The 16897-nt window shown below is 57.2% G+C and carries 12 protein-coding genes; 4 read left to right on the top strand and 8 right to left on the bottom strand.

Annotation, left to right across the window (positions count from 1 at the left end; genetic code table 11):
- Positions 1 to 93: 93 nt before the first annotated feature.
- The 3 genes from NBV64_RS06455 to NBV64_RS06445 are packed head-to-tail and all read left to right on the top strand — an operon-like array spanning position 94 to position 2023.
- On the top strand, positions 94 to 999 hold the full coding sequence (locus tag NBV64_RS06455; RefSeq protein ID WP_250756920.1) for a glycosyltransferase family 9 protein: 906 nt from the start codon (positions 94 to 96) through the stop codon (positions 997 to 999).
- Entirely contained in the window at positions 996 to 1760 is a 765-nt protein-coding gene (locus NBV64_RS06450; RefSeq protein ID WP_009461680.1) for a YdcF family protein, read from the top strand. The genes NBV64_RS06455 and NBV64_RS06450 overlap by 4 nt, the downstream gene beginning before the upstream one ends.
- Positions 1757 to 2023 (top strand): YkgJ family cysteine cluster protein, encoded by a 267-nt coding sequence (locus NBV64_RS06445; RefSeq protein WP_250756919.1) that lies wholly within the window; start codon positions 1757 to 1759, stop codon positions 2021 to 2023. Before NBV64_RS06450 ends, NBV64_RS06445 begins: the two co-directional genes overlap by 4 nt.
- Before the next feature lie 67 nt (positions 2024 to 2090).
- Here NBV64_RS06445 and NBV64_RS06440 read toward each other — a convergent pair whose 3' ends face one another.
- The 8 genes from NBV64_RS06440 to hrpA all read right to left on the bottom strand — a co-directional run bounded on the left by NBV64_RS06440 (position 2091) and on the right by hrpA (position 15442).
- Positions 2091 to 3206, bottom strand: a complete 1116-nt coding sequence (locus tag NBV64_RS06440; protein ID WP_035270697.1) for a glycosyltransferase family 4 protein — start codon at positions 3204 to 3206, stop codon at positions 2091 to 2093.
- Positions 3207 to 3364: 158 nt separating this feature from the next.
- Positions 3365 to 4549: a glycosyltransferase family 4 protein gene (locus NBV64_RS06435; RefSeq protein WP_052159324.1), complete on the bottom strand. Its 1185-nt coding sequence runs from the start codon at positions 4547 to 4549 to the stop codon at positions 3365 to 3367.
- The gene (locus tag NBV64_RS06430; RefSeq protein WP_009461672.1) at positions 4546 to 5262 is read right to left on the bottom strand and encodes a polysaccharide deacetylase family protein; all 717 of its coding nucleotides are present in this window, start codon (positions 5260 to 5262) and stop codon (positions 4546 to 4548) included. Before NBV64_RS06430 ends, NBV64_RS06435 begins: the two co-directional genes overlap by 4 nt.
- Positions 5263 to 5295: 33 nt before the next feature.
- A complete protein-coding gene (locus tag NBV64_RS06425) occupies positions 5296 to 6102 on the bottom strand; it encodes a glycosyltransferase family 2 protein (RefSeq protein ID WP_009461667.1) in 807 nt (268 codons plus the stop codon).
- The gene (locus NBV64_RS06420) at positions 6075 to 6917 is read right to left on the bottom strand and encodes a polysaccharide deacetylase family protein (RefSeq protein WP_022983576.1); all 843 of its coding nucleotides are present in this window, start codon (positions 6915 to 6917) and stop codon (positions 6075 to 6077) included. Before NBV64_RS06420 ends, NBV64_RS06425 begins: the two co-directional genes overlap by 28 nt.
- Positions 6914 to 8020 carry a glycosyltransferase family 4 protein gene (locus NBV64_RS06415; RefSeq protein WP_083053968.1) on the bottom strand — a complete coding sequence of 369 codons (1107 nt, stop codon included), beginning with the start codon at positions 8018 to 8020 and terminating at the stop codon, positions 6914 to 6916. The genes NBV64_RS06420 and NBV64_RS06415 overlap by 4 nt, the downstream gene beginning before the upstream one ends.
- A complete protein-coding gene (gene dnaE, locus NBV64_RS06410; protein WP_022983575.1) occupies positions 8017 to 11493 on the bottom strand; it encodes a DNA polymerase III subunit alpha in 3477 nt (1158 codons plus the stop codon). Before dnaE ends, NBV64_RS06415 begins: the two co-directional genes overlap by 4 nt.
- A gap of 157 nt (positions 11494 to 11650) precedes the next feature.
- On the bottom strand, positions 11651 to 15442 hold the full coding sequence (gene hrpA / locus NBV64_RS06405) for an ATP-dependent RNA helicase HrpA (protein ID WP_250756918.1): 3792 nt from the start codon (positions 15440 to 15442) through the stop codon (positions 11651 to 11653).
- A gap of 72 nt (positions 15443 to 15514) precedes the next feature.
- On the opposite strand from hrpA, the gene argA reads away from it, so the two are divergent.
- On the top strand, positions 15515 to 16870 hold the full coding sequence (gene argA, locus NBV64_RS06400) for an amino-acid N-acetyltransferase (protein ID WP_009461662.1): 1356 nt from the start codon (positions 15515 to 15517) through the stop codon (positions 16868 to 16870).
- Positions 16871 to 16897: the final 27 nt, after the last annotated feature.

Raw genomic sequence — 16897 nt, 5'->3', positions numbered from 1 at the left:
CTCCGCACTTGTTGGTTCTGCCTAGTTGTCCTGTTCATGTCTGATCCCTCTGCCCTTTACCTACGATTGCCTAATTGGTTAGGCGATGTATGCATGAGCCTGCCGTGTTTACAGGCTCTGCTGGATACCGGTTTGCCCGTCGTGGTTTGCGCCCGTCCCTGGGCCCGCGAACTGCTGTCGGCCTACCCCTTGCATGGCTTCCTCCCCATGAGCAGCCACTGGCATCAGGACGCCAAGGCCATACGCCGCTATCGTCGCCAGCACGGCCATCGCCAAGCGTATGGCCTGCTGCTGCCCGATTCGCTGAGTAGTGCCCTCAGCTTCAAACTGGCAGGTCTGCCAGCCTGCGGTTACCGGGACGACGGCCGTAGCCTTTTATTACGATGGCCTTTAAATAAGCCGCAAAAGCAGTTGCATGCGGTGCAATCCTGGTTCTATATTGTTCAGCAGGCTTTAGCGCTGTGGAAATTGAACCCGGCGCCTGAACAAGCCCCAGCCACCCTGGATTTGACGCTCAGCCCCCTGCAACGGCAAGAAGGCGACAACAGTCTGCGCCAAGCCGCCCTGCGCCCCGGTGACTATATTCTGATCGCCCCTACCGCAACGGGACTGCACAAAGGCCGCGTCAAAGTCTGGCCGTATTTCGACCAACTGACCCGCCATCTGCAAGCCCAAGGCAAAACCGTCATTATGTGCCCCCCGCCCAACGAGCATGAGGCTGCCCTGCAAAATGCGCCCAGCGCACGTTGCCTGCCGCCCCTGCCTTTAGGAGCGTTTGCGCGGCTTTGCCAACAGGCGCAGTGGGTTATTTGCAATGACTCTGGCGTCTCCCATGTCGCGGCAGCCATCAAGGCCCAGCAGCTGACCTTATGTGGCGTCACCAACCCTGAAGACACCGGTCCCTGGTCGCCACGGGCGATTTGCCTGGGGCGCGATGGCCAATGGCCAACGCTGGACGAGGTGGTGCAAGTGCTGGAGTCAGAGCGGGAGCACCCATGAATGTATCGAGCATCCTGACCAGCCTGGTCATTCCGCTGAATTTGTTTGCCGCCCTACTACTTGTGGCGGTGCTGCTCTTTATCTTGCGCCTGCGCAAAACCGCCGCCGCTCTGGCCTTGGCCGGACTGCTCTGGACCGGCGCCTGGTCCCTGCCTGCCACCAGTCTGTATGCGGGCGGTTATCTGGAAAAAATGTATCCCTATCAGCCGGCTGAGCAGGTAACGCAAGCCGATGCCATTGTGGTTCTGGGCGGCCACACCGCTCAAAATCGCAGCAATTGGTTCTTGCCCCAAACAGCACAGAAAACATCGGCGCGGGTAGAACGAGCGGCCGATCTGTATAAAGCGGGCCGTGCACCTTACATTGTCTTGTCGGGAGCCGCGCTGGACGGCGGCATCAGTGAAGCCAAGGTCATGGCCAACACCCTGACTAATCTGGATGTGCCCGCCTCGGCCACACTGATGGAAAACGAAAGCCTGACCACCCAGCAAAATGGTGCATACACCGCCCAGCTACTGCAAGAAAAGCAGGCCAAGAAAGTCTTGTTGGTAACCTCTGCCCTGCACATGCCGCGCGCCATGGCAATTTTCCGCAAGCAAGGGGTCGATGTCATTGCGGCTGGTGCCGCCCCACAGCTAACGGTTCCGAATAGCCCCGAGTTTTCCATGTGGAAACCCAATCTGATGGCCCTGCAATCCAGCCGCTCCATCATCAAGGAATATGTCGGGATTCTGGTGTACTGGTCCCGAGGCTGGGCATGATTTGCCGTTCTGAATGTGGGGCCTGCTGTATCGCCCCCTCTATCTCCAGTCCTATCCCCGGCATGCCCCACGGCAAGCCTGCGGGTGTGCCTTGCATTCAGCTGGACGAACAGCTACGTTGTCGGATTTTTGGCCAACCCGAACGCCCTGCCTGTTGCTCGGGCTTGCAAGCCTCTTCGGAAATGTGTGGGGAAAAGCGGGAAGATGCCTTGACCTGGCTGACGGAGCTGGAAACACTCACGGCTCCGTCCCTCAACAACTAGGCATAAAAAAAGCGTTCTGAAATACACTCAGAACGCTTTTTGCTACAGGCTTGGCCTGCACCTGACTTTATAGCGCCCGCGCCTTCAAATAGGCCTGATAAGTATCCACCGAAAAACGCTGCGCATCAAAACGATTCTCTGCGCGCTGCCTGGCACGCTTGCCCACGGTATGCAAGCAGTACTTCTGACATAACATGTCTCGAACATGCGCCTCAATGGCTGCCACGTCTCCACAAGGCACCACCCAACCCTCATGCAAATGCTCGATGCTTTCCGGTAGACCACCCGCATTGGAGATCAAGACGGGCAGCCCCAAAGCCAAGGATTCGTAGCACGCGTACGAGGCCGACTCTTTGTATGAAAGCACAAACCCCACATCACAGGCAGCCAGGATCGAGCGCACATCCTTAACCAAGCCGGGGAAAACCAATTGCTCGGCACAGCCCAAAGCCTGCACTTGCTCCCGAACAGCCTGCGCAGGTGGATCACCTGCTACCACAATCCGAACGCGCTGCTTGAGTTCCGGCTCCAGACGGGACACTGCTTCAACCAGCAGCAGCCAACCTTTTTCCAGATCCGTGCCACCCACTGAGCCCAGCACCAAACTGTTCTCTGCCAAATCAGCGCCGAAAAGTGCTTGGCGTGCAGCCTGCTTTTCCTGCGCGGAAACCGGGGAATAATGCTCCAAGTCCAGACCGTGATAAATCCGTTCAACGTTGCAACGCCGATAATCGGAATTGGCGAGTTGGCGGGCAACATAATCGCTGACAGCAATGCAAAGATCAGTCCCAAAGCGCGCCCGCAAACGGTTACCCATGCTGTGTAGGCGCTTGGTATTGTGTTTGGTCCAGATAATAACGGGAGGATTCGACAAGGTTTTGCAGGCGATCATGACATGACGATGATCGGTACTGCCATTGCAATGCACGATATCGAAAGCTTCGCGCTGCAAAAAACGGCGCAGGTTCCAGATTTCCGACAAGGCCGTCCCGATACGGGCGGTATACAGGCCTGGCAACACTCTTACACCGGGTATCTGCGACGCTTCCCGATACAGTCGGCCCGTTGCCGGTGCCGCCAGAGTGAATTCACACTGATGGGCCAAACCGCGCAACAAACCCAGAATATAGGTGACATGGCCACCGCCATTACCATGGTGAATATCAGTGATCAGGACCTTCAAAACTCGCTCCGTCAGCGGCTGTGAATGACAGACAAATACTCAGATCGAGCATCTACAGGCCACAAAGTGTATCCGCTATTGCGTAAGCTGAACAATGACTGAACAGCAGTTTTGACGATTTAATCTCGGTAAAAGAGAAAACCTGGCTGCACCTGCCTTTAATCTTGGCGGCGAAGCAACACTTTTTGATACAGGTCCTGATAGCGAGTCGCGACGGCAGGCCAGCTGAATTGAACCAATAACTCACGCGAGTTCTCGATCAGATTCCTGGCCATGGCCGGGTCCTTGCTGATTTTCTCAATCGCCCGAGCCAGTTCCTGAGCATCCTCCGGATGGCTGAGCAGCAATGCGTGATAGCCGCCCTGCACATATTGGGCAAAGCCGCACCACGGAGCCGGGCTCAGGACAACCGGCAAGCCATAGGACATGGCTTCCAGCGGTGCCATGCCAAAGCTGTCATTCAGGGTGGGATGCACGTAAATATCGGCAGCGCGATAAAAAGGTTCGACGTTGGAGGTTTCACCCTGCAGGATAACGCGATCCTGCATATTCAGAGTCTGAAGCTGCTGGCGTATCTGGTCACGCAGACCCGGCTTTCCGCCCACCACCAGCAATCGATAATGGGAAGGCAGTTTCGCCAAGGCTTCCAGCACCGTATTCAAGCCTTTACGCAGCGGATTACGAGCCACCAACAGGCAGACGACCTGATCGTTCGTAAAACCCAAAGACTCGCGAACCTGGGTGCGCTCCTGGCCTTGGGCATCGGCTTGCGGCAAGGCCACACCGGGAGCAATGACGGGATAGTCGTGCACGCTGCCATAGGCTTGCTGCAATTGTTCGGCAATCAGGCCCGAAACGGCGACTACGGCATGAGGACCGGGGCGCAAACGGCGTTTTTCCAGGCCCAGATACCCCCAGACCCTGGGGCTGAAGTAAGAGCCCAGTTTTTTCAACAAAGGCAAAGGCCGCACGCGCCAGTTAAACCGCACGGGGGTGACATGCACTACTTCCACGTCCCCGCACCAGCCGTTCATGTGCGAGTGCACAATATCAAAACCTTGCGCCGTGGCCTTGGCGGCCTGACGGGCAAACAGGATGCCGCGTATCCAGCCCGGCCAATGCGACCAATGTCGAATAGGCACATAGGCCAGCTTCAAATCACAGCGACTGTCATATTCGCGCGCAAACACAGTGATTTCGTGTTTTTCGGCCAGCTCGCGCATCAGCTCCACCCCATACGCTTCAGCGCCGCCAAAGCGGTTACCGAAACGGTCGACCACAAAAGCGATGCGCAGGCGCTCGGGAATCGCAGCGGGAGTATCGCGGGTTTGATCTGAGCTCATGAGCGGGAAACCGTACGACGCTTGTCTTCCAGGCGTGTCACGCACTTTTGCACGAAGCGCAAAATATTGGTGGAACGCGAGACCGTCACACGGGGCAAGTCAAACAAATCATCGTCTGAACGGGCCAGACCGCGATTGGTCGTGGTGGCATTCAGATAACCAGCCTGACGCACCTGCTCACGAATAGCCTGATTCTGATCGCCATAGGGATAGCAAAACGCGCTGACTTCCACTTGCAGCACGTCTTGCAGCTCCGCCTTGGATTGCGCGATCTGGTAATGGGCAATTTCCGAGGACACATCGGTCAGATGCACATGGTCCAGCGTATGCGAACCGGCTTCATGACCGGCGTTCACCCAGGCGCGCAGTTCTGGCAAGGACATCAGACCGGAATGCGGCACTCCTTTGGGTTGGTCCCAGAAGTTCGAACCGTCCAGATGCCGCGCCACAATGTAATTGGTCGCCGTAAAGCCCAATTCATCCAGCACCGGCATAGCGTTCTGAAAGACGTTACGGTAGCCATCATCAAAGCTGATCCCCACAACCTTGCCCTGCTTTTCACCCCGCAGGTACGGCATCAGTTGCGCCATGGATAAACCACGGTAACCCAAGCGCTTGAGCCAAGTCATCTGGCGCCGAAAATCAGTAGGATGCACGGTCAAACCACGGTAAGGCGAGCCCTTGGGAGCAGGCACCCCGACCTGGTGGTACATAAGAATCGGAATCATAGGCGGCATTATAAGGGGCTAATCAGACTTCTGACGGGTGTAATACCACAGCTTACTATATCGAAACAGGCTGCCAGAAGCGGCCATACACGCCAGAATGAAGCCTTGCGGGCCATCCAGGAAACCCCGTCGAACAATATAGTGACGCACAAAGGTCCAGCTGGCATGGCCAGCAATGCCCGGCAGGCTGGTGGTCTTGCCCTTGGCCTGCATTTGACGGGCCGCATCCGAGGAATAACGGTTGATCTTGTCGATAAAGACTTCAAGGCTGGCGTAGGGGTAATGCAGAAAATGTCCATCCAAGACCAGGACTGGATGCTCGGTCTGCACGCTTTCATGGACTTTGGCGTCGTTAAAACGGGCTGTACCACGCTTGAACAGTCGTAATACCCGGTCTGGCCACCAACCGCTATGGCGCATCCAGCGGCCAGCGAACTCTGACAGGCGGGCAATCCGGTAAGCTGTACCACGAGGCTGAGTCATTTCCTGCTGAATCAGTTGTGCAAGCTCGGGCGTAACACGCTCGTCCGCATCAATGGACAGCACCCACTCGCCCGTGGCCTGATCCAGTGCCCGATTCTTCTGCGGCCCAAAACCGGGCCAATCCGGGGTGACCGTCACGTTCGCCCCCATGGAACGGGCGATCTCCACCGTCTCATCCGTACTGCCCGAGTCCACCACAATAATCTCGTCCGCAAAGGCAACGGATTCCAGGCAGGCACGAATATGCGCCTGCTCGTTTTTCGTAATCAGGATAACGGACAGGCGCTTGCCAGAACTCGACGCGGCGCTTTGCCCTACTTCTGTCGTTGACGACGACGCCATGCTTTCCACCTGTTGAAAATCGGACCAATCACGGGATGTACCGCAACATTCAGCCTGCGTCCTACCGATACGCCCGTCGTGTCACGCACGGCGAAACGATAAATGTGCAAAGGATCGCTACCAGGCTGGTTGGAGCCGAAGGCGCGCGTTGTATACAGATAGCGGAAACCGGCTTGCTGGGCGACCTGCACATAATCAGGATCAAAATAGCCTTGCGGCCAACACAGCTGGTCAGAGACCATACCCATATTGGCCTTCAAGGTCTGACGGGATTGCTCCAGTTCCCAACGCATCTTGTCGTTCTTTTGATCGCGCTGTTCGCTCAGGTCCCAGCGAGTATGGGTATGAGTATGACTGTGGAACTCGAACACACCATCAGCCTGCATGGCGTGGATTTCACTCCAGCGCAAAATCACCTCGTCGCTACGACCTTGCTCGATACGCGCTTCACATTCACGATGATCCGGGCATTCGGGCACGTCCTGACCCTGGCCCAGATAAGGGCGCACAGGCCCCTCATTGATCCAGCTTGTCACCAGGAAAATCACGGCATTGAAGCCATATTTTTTCAACAAGGGATAAGCGTATACCCAGTTATCCAGGTAGCCGTCATCAAAGGTAATCAGTACCGATTTGGGCGGTACGCCCTGCCCTTGCAGATGGCCTACAAATTGCTCGGTTGTCAGGCTGGTCCAGCCGTTTTTCTTCAACCATTGCAAATGCTGCTCGAAATGCTCGGGACTGGCATTGATCATGCCCCCTTCCGGGGTGACATGGTGGTACATCATGACGGGCACGGTGCTTGCCACTTTCATCCCTGAAGCTCCTTTAACCAAGCATAATAAGCGCCTTCCAGCCGGTCGCCCATGGCAACCGGGGTAAAGCGCTCGTCGCTACGACAAAACAGGCGCCCTGCGGCTCCCATTTCCTGACGCAACTCCGTGCTCCGGATCATTTTTTCCAAGGCGGCACGCCACTGCTCCGGGTCGTGCAAATCCGCCAGCAAACCGCTGCGGCCTTCTTGCATCATCTCCGGGACTCCGCCAACACGGCTGCCCAGCACAGGAATGCCGGCGCTTCCAGCTTCTACAAAAACAGTGCCCGACGCTTCCATATGGGTCGCCAAGGCAAAAATATCCAGATTGGGCAGAATCGAGGGCACATCTGCACGAGCGCCCAGCATATGAATCCGCCCTTGCAGCCCCAGCTCCGCGATCAAGGCCTGCAACTGTTCATAGCCCGGAGAGCCGCCCCCCACCAGCACCAAGTGCAATTGAGGGTAGCGATCAAATAAAGGCTGCATGGCGGCGATCAGTTCATGATGGCCTTTTTCGCGCCGCAATACGGCAACGCAACCTACTAGCAAGGTATCAGACGCCAAACCCAACTGGGCACGCAAATCCAGGAGGGGCGCTGAATCAATCACGCTGGGATCGACACAGGGATAGACCACCCGAACATGCCCAGGTTTCACGCCCCGCTCGATCAGGTGATCGCGCACATAATCACTGGGCGTAATCACCCGTTTGGGCACGATGGTGTAAGACATCAAGGAGCCCACTTTCTTGGCCAGATGGCGCGTACGCACAATCAAGGGGGTTCCCGCCAGGCGCCCGGCCACACCGGCCAGCATGGTGTCACGGCGGCTATGGCTGTTCAGCACATCAAACTGACCTTGGCGCAAGACCCGACGCAACTGGCGCACACCGCGCATGTAATTGGCCGGGCCATCCATCAACAGGGTATGAACCACAAAACCCTCGTCGCGCAGGCGCTCGGTCAACTGGGCGTGGGGTTGGCAGGCGGCCTCCACCTGATGCCCCCTTTCGCGCAAGATGCGCATGGCTCGCAGGATGTAGTTTTCCTGACCACCAAAGCTGGTGGCAGCTTCCGAGTGCAGAATGCGCAAGGGCCTCATCGGTAGCTGATCTCCACCTCGCGCGTGGCGTCCCAGCCTTCCAGCTGCTCCAGCAAGGAATCCGCCAGACGAACACGCCACTGCGGGCCCAACTGCACCACGCACTCATAATCGGGACGCAGCAGTTGTACCTCGACCGGCACCCCGCCCTGCTCCTGGGCACGGTGTGGTGCCAACAAGGTTTGCAGACGCTGTGCGTCGGCATTATTGTTCAGGCCGATGCTCAGGCAACTGGCACGGGCTTCACGGGCCAACTGCAAGTCAAAAATAGCATCAGCATTGATCCGCAAGCCGCCGGTGTAATCGTCGTTGCTGACCTTGCCCTGGATGATGATCAACTGGTCTTCTTTCAGACGCTGGCGATGCTCTTCAAACAGCTCATTGAAGATGGCCACTTCCAGCTGCGCCGAGCCGTCATCCAGCATGGCGTAAAGCATCTTGCCGCGACGTGTCATGCGTACACGCACCGCTGACAGCACACCGGCAAACCACTGCGGACTGCGCGACGCTTCCAAACGTGCCAACGGTGTCGGTGCAAAACGGCGGACCTCATCACGCCAGGCGTCAAACAAATGGCCGCTGAAGTAAAAGCCCAGTGCCGTCTTTTCCTGACGCAAGCGATCTTGCAGGCTCCAGGGAGCCACTTTCGCAACCTCGCCTTCCACAATATCGTTGGAGTCGTCATCAAACAGCGAAGACTGGTTGGCGCTACGTTCGGCCTGTTCGGCAGCTTCGGTAGCGGCACCGATACTGGCCAGCAAAGCGGCGCGGTTTTCATCAATCGTGTCAAAAGCGCCGGCACGCACCAAGGCTTCAATGGTGCGCTTGTTCACCTGATGGCGGTCTACACGACGGCAGAAATCAAACAGACTGGTGAAAGGACCGCCTTGCTTGCGAGCATCCACAATCGCTTCAACCGCAGCCTGACCGGTACCCTTCACGGCGCCCAGACCATAGCGCATGGTGCGTGGCGGCAAGCCTTTTTCCGTATAGCTGTCCTGCACAGGCTCAAAGCGATAGTTGGACGCATTGATATCTGGCGGCAAGACTTCCACGCCGTTGGCCAGCGCGTCTTTCCAGAAAATCTGGACCTTGTCGGTATCGTCCATATCGGACAACAAAGTCGCGGCCAGGAACTCGGCCGGATGGTGGGCTTTGAGCCAGGCTGTCTGATAGGCGATGAGAGCATAAGCAGCGGAGTGACTCTTGTTAAAGCCATAGCCCGCAAACTTTTCCATCAGGTCAAACAGCTTGACCGCCAATTCAGGGTCGTGGCCTTTCTTGACCGCCCCTTCCTCAAACAGAACCCGGTGCTTGGCCATCTCCTCGGGCTTTTTCTTGCCCATGGCACGGCGCAGCAAGTCGGCACCACCCAGCGAGTAGCCACCGATAATCTGCGAGATCAGCATCACCTGTTCCTGGTAGACGATGACTCCGTAGGTGCTGCTTAAGGTGCTTTCCAGATCCGGGTGGAAGTAATCGACCTCGGCTCGACCGTGTTTACGGTTCACGAAGTCCACCACCATGCCTGACTCCAGCGGCCCCGGACGATACAGGGCCAGCATGGCGATAATGTCTTCAAAAGTGGAAGGCCGCAGACTGCGCAGCAGCTCCTTCATCCCACGCGATTCCAGCTGGAACACCGCTGTCGTATTACCTTCGCACAACAGCTTGTAGGAGGCGTCGTCATCCAATGGCAAGGCCATGATGTCGAACTCGCGCTTGTCCGCATTGAACTGGCGTACATAGCGCACGGCCCAGTCCAGAATCGTCAGGTTACGCAGCCCCAGAAAGTCGAACTTGACCAGGCCGGCAGCCTCCACGTCGTCCTTGTCGTATTGCGACACGGCGTTGGCGTCCGGGCCAGACTGGGCATACAGCGGGCAAAAATCGATCAATTTGCCGGGTGCAATCAAGACCCCCCCGGCGTGCATGCCCACACTACGGGTCAGGCCTTCCAAGGGACGGGCCAGATCGATCAGGGCTTTGACTTCCTCGTCGTTCTCGTAACGCTCGCGGAAGGCAGGCTCATCGGCCAGCGCACGTTCCAGCGTCCAGGGATCGGCGGGGTTGAAAGGAATCAGTTTGGACAAGCCATCGCACAGGCTGTAAGGCAATTCCAGCACACGGCCTACGTCGCGCACCACGGCTTTTGCGCCCAGAGTACCGAATGTGGCGATCTGGCTGACGGCCTGACGGCCATATTTCTGTTTAACGTAATCAATAACGCGTTCGCGGTTGTCCTGGCAAAAGTCCACGTCAAAGTCAGGCATGGATACCCGCTCGGGATTCAGGAAACGTTCGAACAGCAAGTCATAGCGCAAGGGATCCAGATCAGTAATCCCCATGCTGTAAGCCACCAGGGAACCCGCCCCCGAACCCCGGCCCGGCCCTACGGGCACGCCATTGTGCTTGCCCCAGTTAATGAAGTCCGCCACGATCAGGAAGTAGCCGGGAAAGCCCATGGAAATAATGGTGTTGCACTCCCACATCAAACGCTCTTCGTAAGTGGGGCGTTGCTTCTCGCGCTCCTCGGGGTCGGCATACAGCTGCTTCAAGCGGATTTCCAGCCCGTCTTTGGCCTGTTGAATCAGGAAGTCACCCAGCGACATGCCATCGGGCGTGGGAAAATCGGGCAGATAGGGTTTGCCCAGTTCCAGCTCCAGGTTGCAACGCTTGGCAATTTCCAACGTGTTTTCCAGCGCAGCAGGAACGTCCGCAAAGCGCTGCTGCATTTCGTCCGAGCTTAGAAAATATTGCTCTTGCGTAAAACGCTTCACACGCTTGGGGTTGGCCAACTGCTCGCCTTCGGCAATACATACCCGCACCTCATGCGCGCGGAAATCGTCGGGTGCAATAAATTGAATCGGGTGCGTCGCTACCACGGGCAGGTCCAGCTCCGCGGCCAAGCGCATGGCAGCTTGTACATACAGTTCGTCGCCGTCCGCACCGCTGCGTTGCAACTCAATATAGAAAGCGCCCGGGAACAGACTGTCCCAGTGGCGGGCGCAATCACGGGCCAATTCCAGATTGCCATCGGCCAGGGCCTGGCCTACATCGCCCATACGTCCACCGGACAGGGCAATCAGGCCACTGCACTCTTTCAGCCAGGCGCGCTGTACCTCTGCCCGCCCCTTGTATTGGTTCCCCAACCAGGCGCGGGTCAGAATGTCACACAGGCTCAAGTAACCGGCCTCGTTTTGCACCAGCAATAGCAAGCGCGACGGTTTTTCGCGGTCTTCCTCGTTTTGCAGCCAGATATCACAGCCCATGATGGCTTTCAGCCCGGCTTTACGCGCCGAGGTATAGAACTTGATCTGTCCAAACAAGTTGCACAAGTCCGTCAAAGCCAGTGCAGGCTGCCCATAGGCCTGCGCTTTCTTGATCATTTCGGGAATACGGGCGATGCCGTCCACCACGGAGAACTCCGAGTGGGATCGCAAATGGACAAAGGAAGGGGTGGTTTCGCTCATGATGGAATTGTACTGAAGCCAATAGACATTGGTGACCCTGAAGCGATGCTCAAGGTGAATAAGGGCAGGCAATATGTTTCGATTGGTTCACATCTCACTGAACAACAAACGCACAATCACCCGCCCCCTGCCGACCAATACCAAAATAACAAACAATCTAGCGCTGCAAGGCAGCCCAGGCTTTTTCCAGCCGCTTGACCGAGACAGGCATGGGGGTGCGCAGTTCCTGGGCAAACAAGGACACGCGCAGTTCCTCCAGCATCCAGCGGAAATCCCGCAAACCGCTATCGGTCGCACCTTTCAGCGCGGCCACGGCACGCTGGTACTTGGTCAGCAGAACCGACATATCCTGCATCAGGCGTTGATCGCGAGCCGGGTCGGCACGCAGCTTGTCCACCCGTGTTTGTACCGCTTTCAAGTAACGCGGCATATGCGCCAACTGCGCGTATTCATTGCTTTCCAGAAACAAGGTAGGCATCAAGGCGTTCAATTGCTGCTGTATGTCTTTCAAAGCCTCGGGGTGGGCCTTGATTTGCGCCAGTTTCTTCTGGGCGGCACTCCATTCAGTCAGAATCTGCCCGGCCAGACGCGCCACTTCCTGGGCCACCAGACCCAGACGGCTGCGGCCCTCCTGCACACGAGCCTCGAACTCGGCCTGGTTCTTGGGCCAGGGCTCCATCATGCAGGACTGCTCCAGGGCCACATCAATAATCTGATCACGCAATTGTTCCTGCGTCCCCAGATTGATGTACAGCATGCTGATACGAGTCAGGTCCGTAATGTTCTTTTCCAGAAAGCGCACCTGCTCGCGCAGGGCCAAACGGAACAAGCGGCGCAAACCCTGACGGTGCTGACGCTGGGCCTGGGCCGGGTCATCGAACACATCCAGATCGCAATGGGTTTTCTTGTCGATCAAGGCCGGGTAGCCAATAAAGCTGCGCCCCTTGCGTTTGATTTCCATCAGCTCGGGCAGTTCACCAAAGCTCCAGCTGGTCAGTTGCTCGTGATCCAGCACTTGCGCTACCTGTTCGTCGCTGGCGGCCATTTGCTGGAAGGATGCCTGGGCCTGACGGCCATGCTCGGCCTTGAGCTGATCCAGATTGCGCCCGCCCGACAACATGCGGCCATGCTCGTCAATGACCCGGAAGTTCATGAACAAGTGCGTCGCCAGCGTCTCGGGTTTGAAGTCACTGCGCTGCGGCCTTTGCTTGAGCTGAGTCCACATATCCTGCGAAATGGCGTCCAGCAGGCCCATGCCCGGATCGGCTGCTTTTTCAAACCAGCGTTGGTGAAAGGCGGCAGCATAATCGGGCAGCGGCACACAATGGCGGCGGATGCGTTGCGGCAAGGATTTCAGCAAAGCCAGCACTTTTTCTTTCAGCATGCCGGGCACCAGCCACTCGCAACGCGCAGCGTCGATCTGGTTCAAGGCGAACAAGGGAACGCTCAAGGTCACCCCATCGCGCACCGAGCCCGGCTCGAAGTGATAATCCAGCGCCATCTTCACACCCTGCCATTCAACGGAGCGCGGAAAGACCTCGGTGGTGATGCCGGCTGCGTCGTGCTGCATCAATTCGTCGCGGTTCAGCTCCAGGCCCTTGGCCTCTTCTTTGGACAAGCCCTTGAACCACTTTTCCAATGTGGCGGTCTGGTACACGTCCTTGGGAATGCGCTGATCGTAAAACGCGTAAATCAGTTCTTCGTCCACCAGAATATCGGGACGGCGGGATTGGTGCTCCAAACGCTCTACCGCCTGTATCTGCTGACGGTTATGACGCAGGAAAGGCAGGTTGGAGTCGATCTCGCCTGGCACCAGAGCCTGGCGCAAGAACAACTCGCGTGCCTGCACCGGATCAATGCGGCCAAAGTGAATGCGACGGCCACTGTAAATCAGCAAGCCATACAAGGTAGCGCGCTCATTGGCCACTACCTGCCCGGCTTTCTTCTCCCAGCGCGGATCGCCCCAGGTTTTGCGCAGCAAATGGGCACCGACTTTCTCAATCCACTGCGGCTCGATACGCGCCACACAGCGGGCAAAGAGTCGCGTGGTTTCCATCAGCTCGCCCGCAAGTATCCAACGGCCTGCTTTCTTGACCAGCTTGGAGCCGGGGTGAATCACAAAGCGCAATTCACGCGTGCCTTGGTAGACACCCGTTTCTTCACTCTTGTAGCCAATATTGCCGATCAAGCCCGTCAACAAGGCCAGATGCACCTGCTCATACGTGGCTGCCGAGGGGTTGGCGACCCAGCGCTGCTCCTGTACCAGACTGCGTAATTGGGTATGAACATCCCGCCATTCACGAATACGCAAAGGGGACAACAAAGCCTGTTTGACGCTATTGGCAAACTTGCGCTGCGAGCTTTGTTCCTGCGACAGCTCTTCCAACCAGTTCCACAGCTTTACATAGGACAGGAACTCGGACTTGTCGTCGTTGAAACGGGCATGGGCCTGATTGGCTGCTTCACGCTCATGGACAGGACGATCACGCGGATCTTGCACGGACATAGCCGAGGCCACGATCAGCATTTCCGTCAAACAATGATGTTCATGACCGGCCAGAATCATGCGGGCCACACGCGGGTCCACAGGCAGTTTGGCCAGGGAACGGCCTACCTTGGTCAGGCGCTGCTGTTCATCCAGCGCACCCAGCTCTTGCAGAATTTGATACCCATCGGCAATCGCACGGCCAGTGGGCGGCTCCACAAAGGGGAAGGTTTCCACATCGTCCAGATGCAAGGCCTTCATGCGCAAAATCACCGAGGCCAGCGAGGAGCGCAAAATCTCGGGATCCGTAAAGGGGGGGCGGCTCTTGAAATCCTGCTCGTCATACAGACGAATACAGATACCGGGGCCAATACGACCGCAACGCCCTGCCCGCTGGCTGGCCGAGGCCTGACTGATCGCCTCAATACGCAGTTGCTCGACCTTGTTGCGCCAGGAATAGCGCTTGATACGCGCCAGACCACTATCGACCACAAAGCGAATGCCGGGCACGGTCAGCGAGGTTTCTGCCACATTGGTCGCCAGCACCACACGGCGCGCATTGCCTTTGGGTCGGAAAATACGTTCCTGATCCGCCTGCGACAGACGCGCAAACAAGGGCAGGATCACGGTATTGATGGGCTTTTCTTTTTCCAGCGCCTCGGTGGCTTCGCGGATTTCACGCTCACCAGGCAGGAAGACCAGAATGTCGCCCGTACCATGCCGGGCACATTCCTGCACTGCATCCACAATGCCTTGCATCAGATCCCGCTCCTCCTCGGAGGCGGAACGGCGTTCTTCGGCATCGACCAAAGACGGGTCCAGAATCGGGCGGTACACAATATCGACGGGATACAGACGGCCCGACACTTCAATGACAGGCGCCTTCTTGCCCTTGTGGGCAAAGTGCTGCGCGAAACGTTCGGCATCAATTGTGGCCGAGGTAATAATCAGCTTCAGGTCCGGACGCCGTGGCAACAGTTGCTTTAAAAAACCCAGCAGAAAGTCGATGTTCAGACTGCGTTCATGGGCCTCGTCAATAATGATCGTGTCATAGCGGCTTAACAGGGGATCGCGCTGGGACTCGGCCAGCAAGATCCCGTCTGTCATCAATTTGATGGCCGAGCGCGGTCCGGTCTTGTCGTTAAAGCGGATTTGGTACCCTACCCAGTCACCAATCTCCGATTGCAGCTCCTGGGCAATACGCTTGGCGACCGACGTGGCGGCCAGACGGCGCGGCTGAGTATGACCAATAATCTTGCCCTGTAGGCCACGGCCCAGCTCCAGACAGATTTTGGGTAATTGGGTGGTTTTGCCCGAGCCGGTTTCACCACACACAATGACCACCTGATGGTCTTTGATCGCCTGCGCAATTTCGGCCCGTCGGGCGCTGACTGGCAGGTCATCAGGGTACGAAATTGTTGGTAAAGAGTGTGGGTTTTCAGTCAATTCGTCGGACTCGTGCATGAAAGGTAGTTTCTGGTACAGACATCATTATAATTTTGGCTTGAAACCATTTGGACGCAAAGATCCCCCGCAATGAACACAGACATCCCCGACTCGTACAACGCCATCGAACCACCTGATGAATCCCAGGCACAATTTGTGCGATGGTTCAGGGAAGTGGCGCCTTATGTGCACGATTTTCGTGGCAAGACGTTCGTGGTGGCCTTTGGGGGCGAGCTCATCAACGATGGACTGCTCTACACCCTGATCCCGGATTTGTCGCTGCTGTCAGCACTGGGCATCAAGCTGGTGCTGGTGCATGGCTCCCGCCCCCAGGTCAATGAGCAACTGCGCCTGAAAGGCGAAACCACGCAATTCGGTCGCGGTACCGAGCCAACCAGTGCGGTCGCTCTGGAATGCGCCAAAGAAGCCGCTGGTGAAATTCGCCTGGATATTGAAGCCGCATTCAGCCAGGGTTTGCCCAACACCCCCATGTCCCATGCCCAGATTCGCATCATTTCGGGCAACTTTGTGACCGCGCGTCCGGTGGGCGTGATTGATGGCCTGGACTTCAAGCATTCTGGGGCGGTACGCAAGCTGGACGTGGACGCCATGCGGCTGATCATGAGCCAAGGAGCGCTTATTCTACTCTCCCCATTGGGTTTTTCTCCAACTGGCGAGGCCTTTACCCTGGACATGGAAGATCTGGCCACCAGCACGGCCATCGCCCTGCGCGCTGAAAAGCTGATTTTCCTGACCCCGGAGCATATCGGGCACTCCAATAATCTGGATATCGATTCGGAACTGGCCCGTGCCGATGCCGACTCCCTGCTGGCCTCGGGCAAGCTGGACGAGGACTGCTCCACCTTCCTGCGCTACGCCTCGCAAGCCGTCAAACGCGGTATTGCCCGTGCGCACCTGGTACCCTACAAGCAGGACGGCAGCATTTTGCTGGAGATCTTCACCCACGATGGGGTGGGCACCATGGTGGTGGAAGACACACTGGACGATTTGCGCCCGGCCAATCTGGACGATGTGGGTGCAATCGTGCAACTGATCGAACCCCTTGAAATTGACGGCACCCTGGTCCCCCGCGGCCGTTCGGTCATCGAGCGCGAGGTGGAGCAGTTCACGGTTCTGGAGCACGACGGCATTATTTACGGCTGTGTGGCATTAATTCCGTACGAAGAAGAAAGCATGGCCGAAATGGCCTGTCTCATCGTGCACCCGGAATGGCAAGGCTCGGGCGAAGGTGAAATTCTCTTGCGCCATACCGAAGCCAAGGCCCGTGCGGCCGGCTTCAAGCGTCTTTTTGTGCTGACCACCCGCACGTCTCACTGGTTTATCAAGCGTGGCTTTGTACAAGGTGGCGTGTCCGATCTGCCCAAGGGCAAGCAGTCGCATTACAACCGTTCGCGCAACAGCATGGTCTTTATTAAAAAGCTGTAAGCCGGTTTGACCCTCCTGCGCCCCTAA

This window comes from Alcaligenes sp. DN25 (assembly GCF_023674485.1).
Classification (GTDB): domain Bacteria; phylum Pseudomonadota; class Gammaproteobacteria; order Burkholderiales; family Burkholderiaceae_B; genus Alcaligenes; species Alcaligenes phenolicus.
The sequence above is the reverse complement of the archived record's forward strand: the minus strand, read 5'-3'. Positions and strand labels throughout refer to the sequence as shown.

What these genes read in the sequence shown, in the direction of transcription:
- NBV64_RS06455 (WP_250756920.1), top strand. Translation starts at nt 94, where the DNA reads ATGAGCCTGCCGTGTTTACAGGCTCTGCTGGATACCGGTTTGCCCGTC.
- NBV64_RS06450 (WP_009461680.1), top strand. Translation starts at nt 996, where the DNA reads ATGAATGTATCGAGCATCCTGACCAGCCTGGTCATTCCGCTGAATTTG.
- NBV64_RS06445 (WP_250756919.1), top strand. Translation starts at nt 1,757, where the DNA reads ATGATTTGCCGTTCTGAATGTGGGGCCTGCTGTATCGCCCCCTCTATC.
- NBV64_RS06435 (WP_052159324.1), bottom strand. Translation starts at nt 4,549, where the DNA reads ATGAGCTCAGATCAAACCCGCGATACTCCCGCTGCGATTCCCGAGCGC.
- NBV64_RS06430 (WP_009461672.1), bottom strand. Translation starts at nt 5,262, where the DNA reads ATGTACCACCAGGTCGGGGTGCCTGCTCCCAAGGGCTCGCCTTACCGT.
- NBV64_RS06425 (WP_009461667.1), bottom strand. Translation starts at nt 6,102, where the DNA reads ATGGCGTCGTCGTCAACGACAGAAGTAGGGCAAAGCGCCGCGTCGAGT.
- NBV64_RS06420 (WP_022983576.1), bottom strand. Translation starts at nt 6,917, where the DNA reads ATGAAAGTGGCAAGCACCGTGCCCGTCATGATGTACCACCATGTCACC.
- NBV64_RS06415 (WP_083053968.1), bottom strand. Translation starts at nt 8,020, where the DNA reads ATGAGGCCCTTGCGCATTCTGCACTCGGAAGCTGCCACCAGCTTTGGT.
- dnaE (WP_022983575.1), bottom strand. Translation starts at nt 11,493, where the DNA reads ATGAGCGAAACCACCCCTTCCTTTGTCCATTTGCGATCCCACTCGGAG.
- hrpA (WP_250756918.1), bottom strand. Translation starts at nt 15,442, where the DNA reads ATGCACGAGTCCGACGAATTGACTGAAAACCCACACTCTTTACCAACA.
- argA (WP_009461662.1), top strand. Translation starts at nt 15,515, where the DNA reads ATGAACACAGACATCCCCGACTCGTACAACGCCATCGAACCACCTGAT.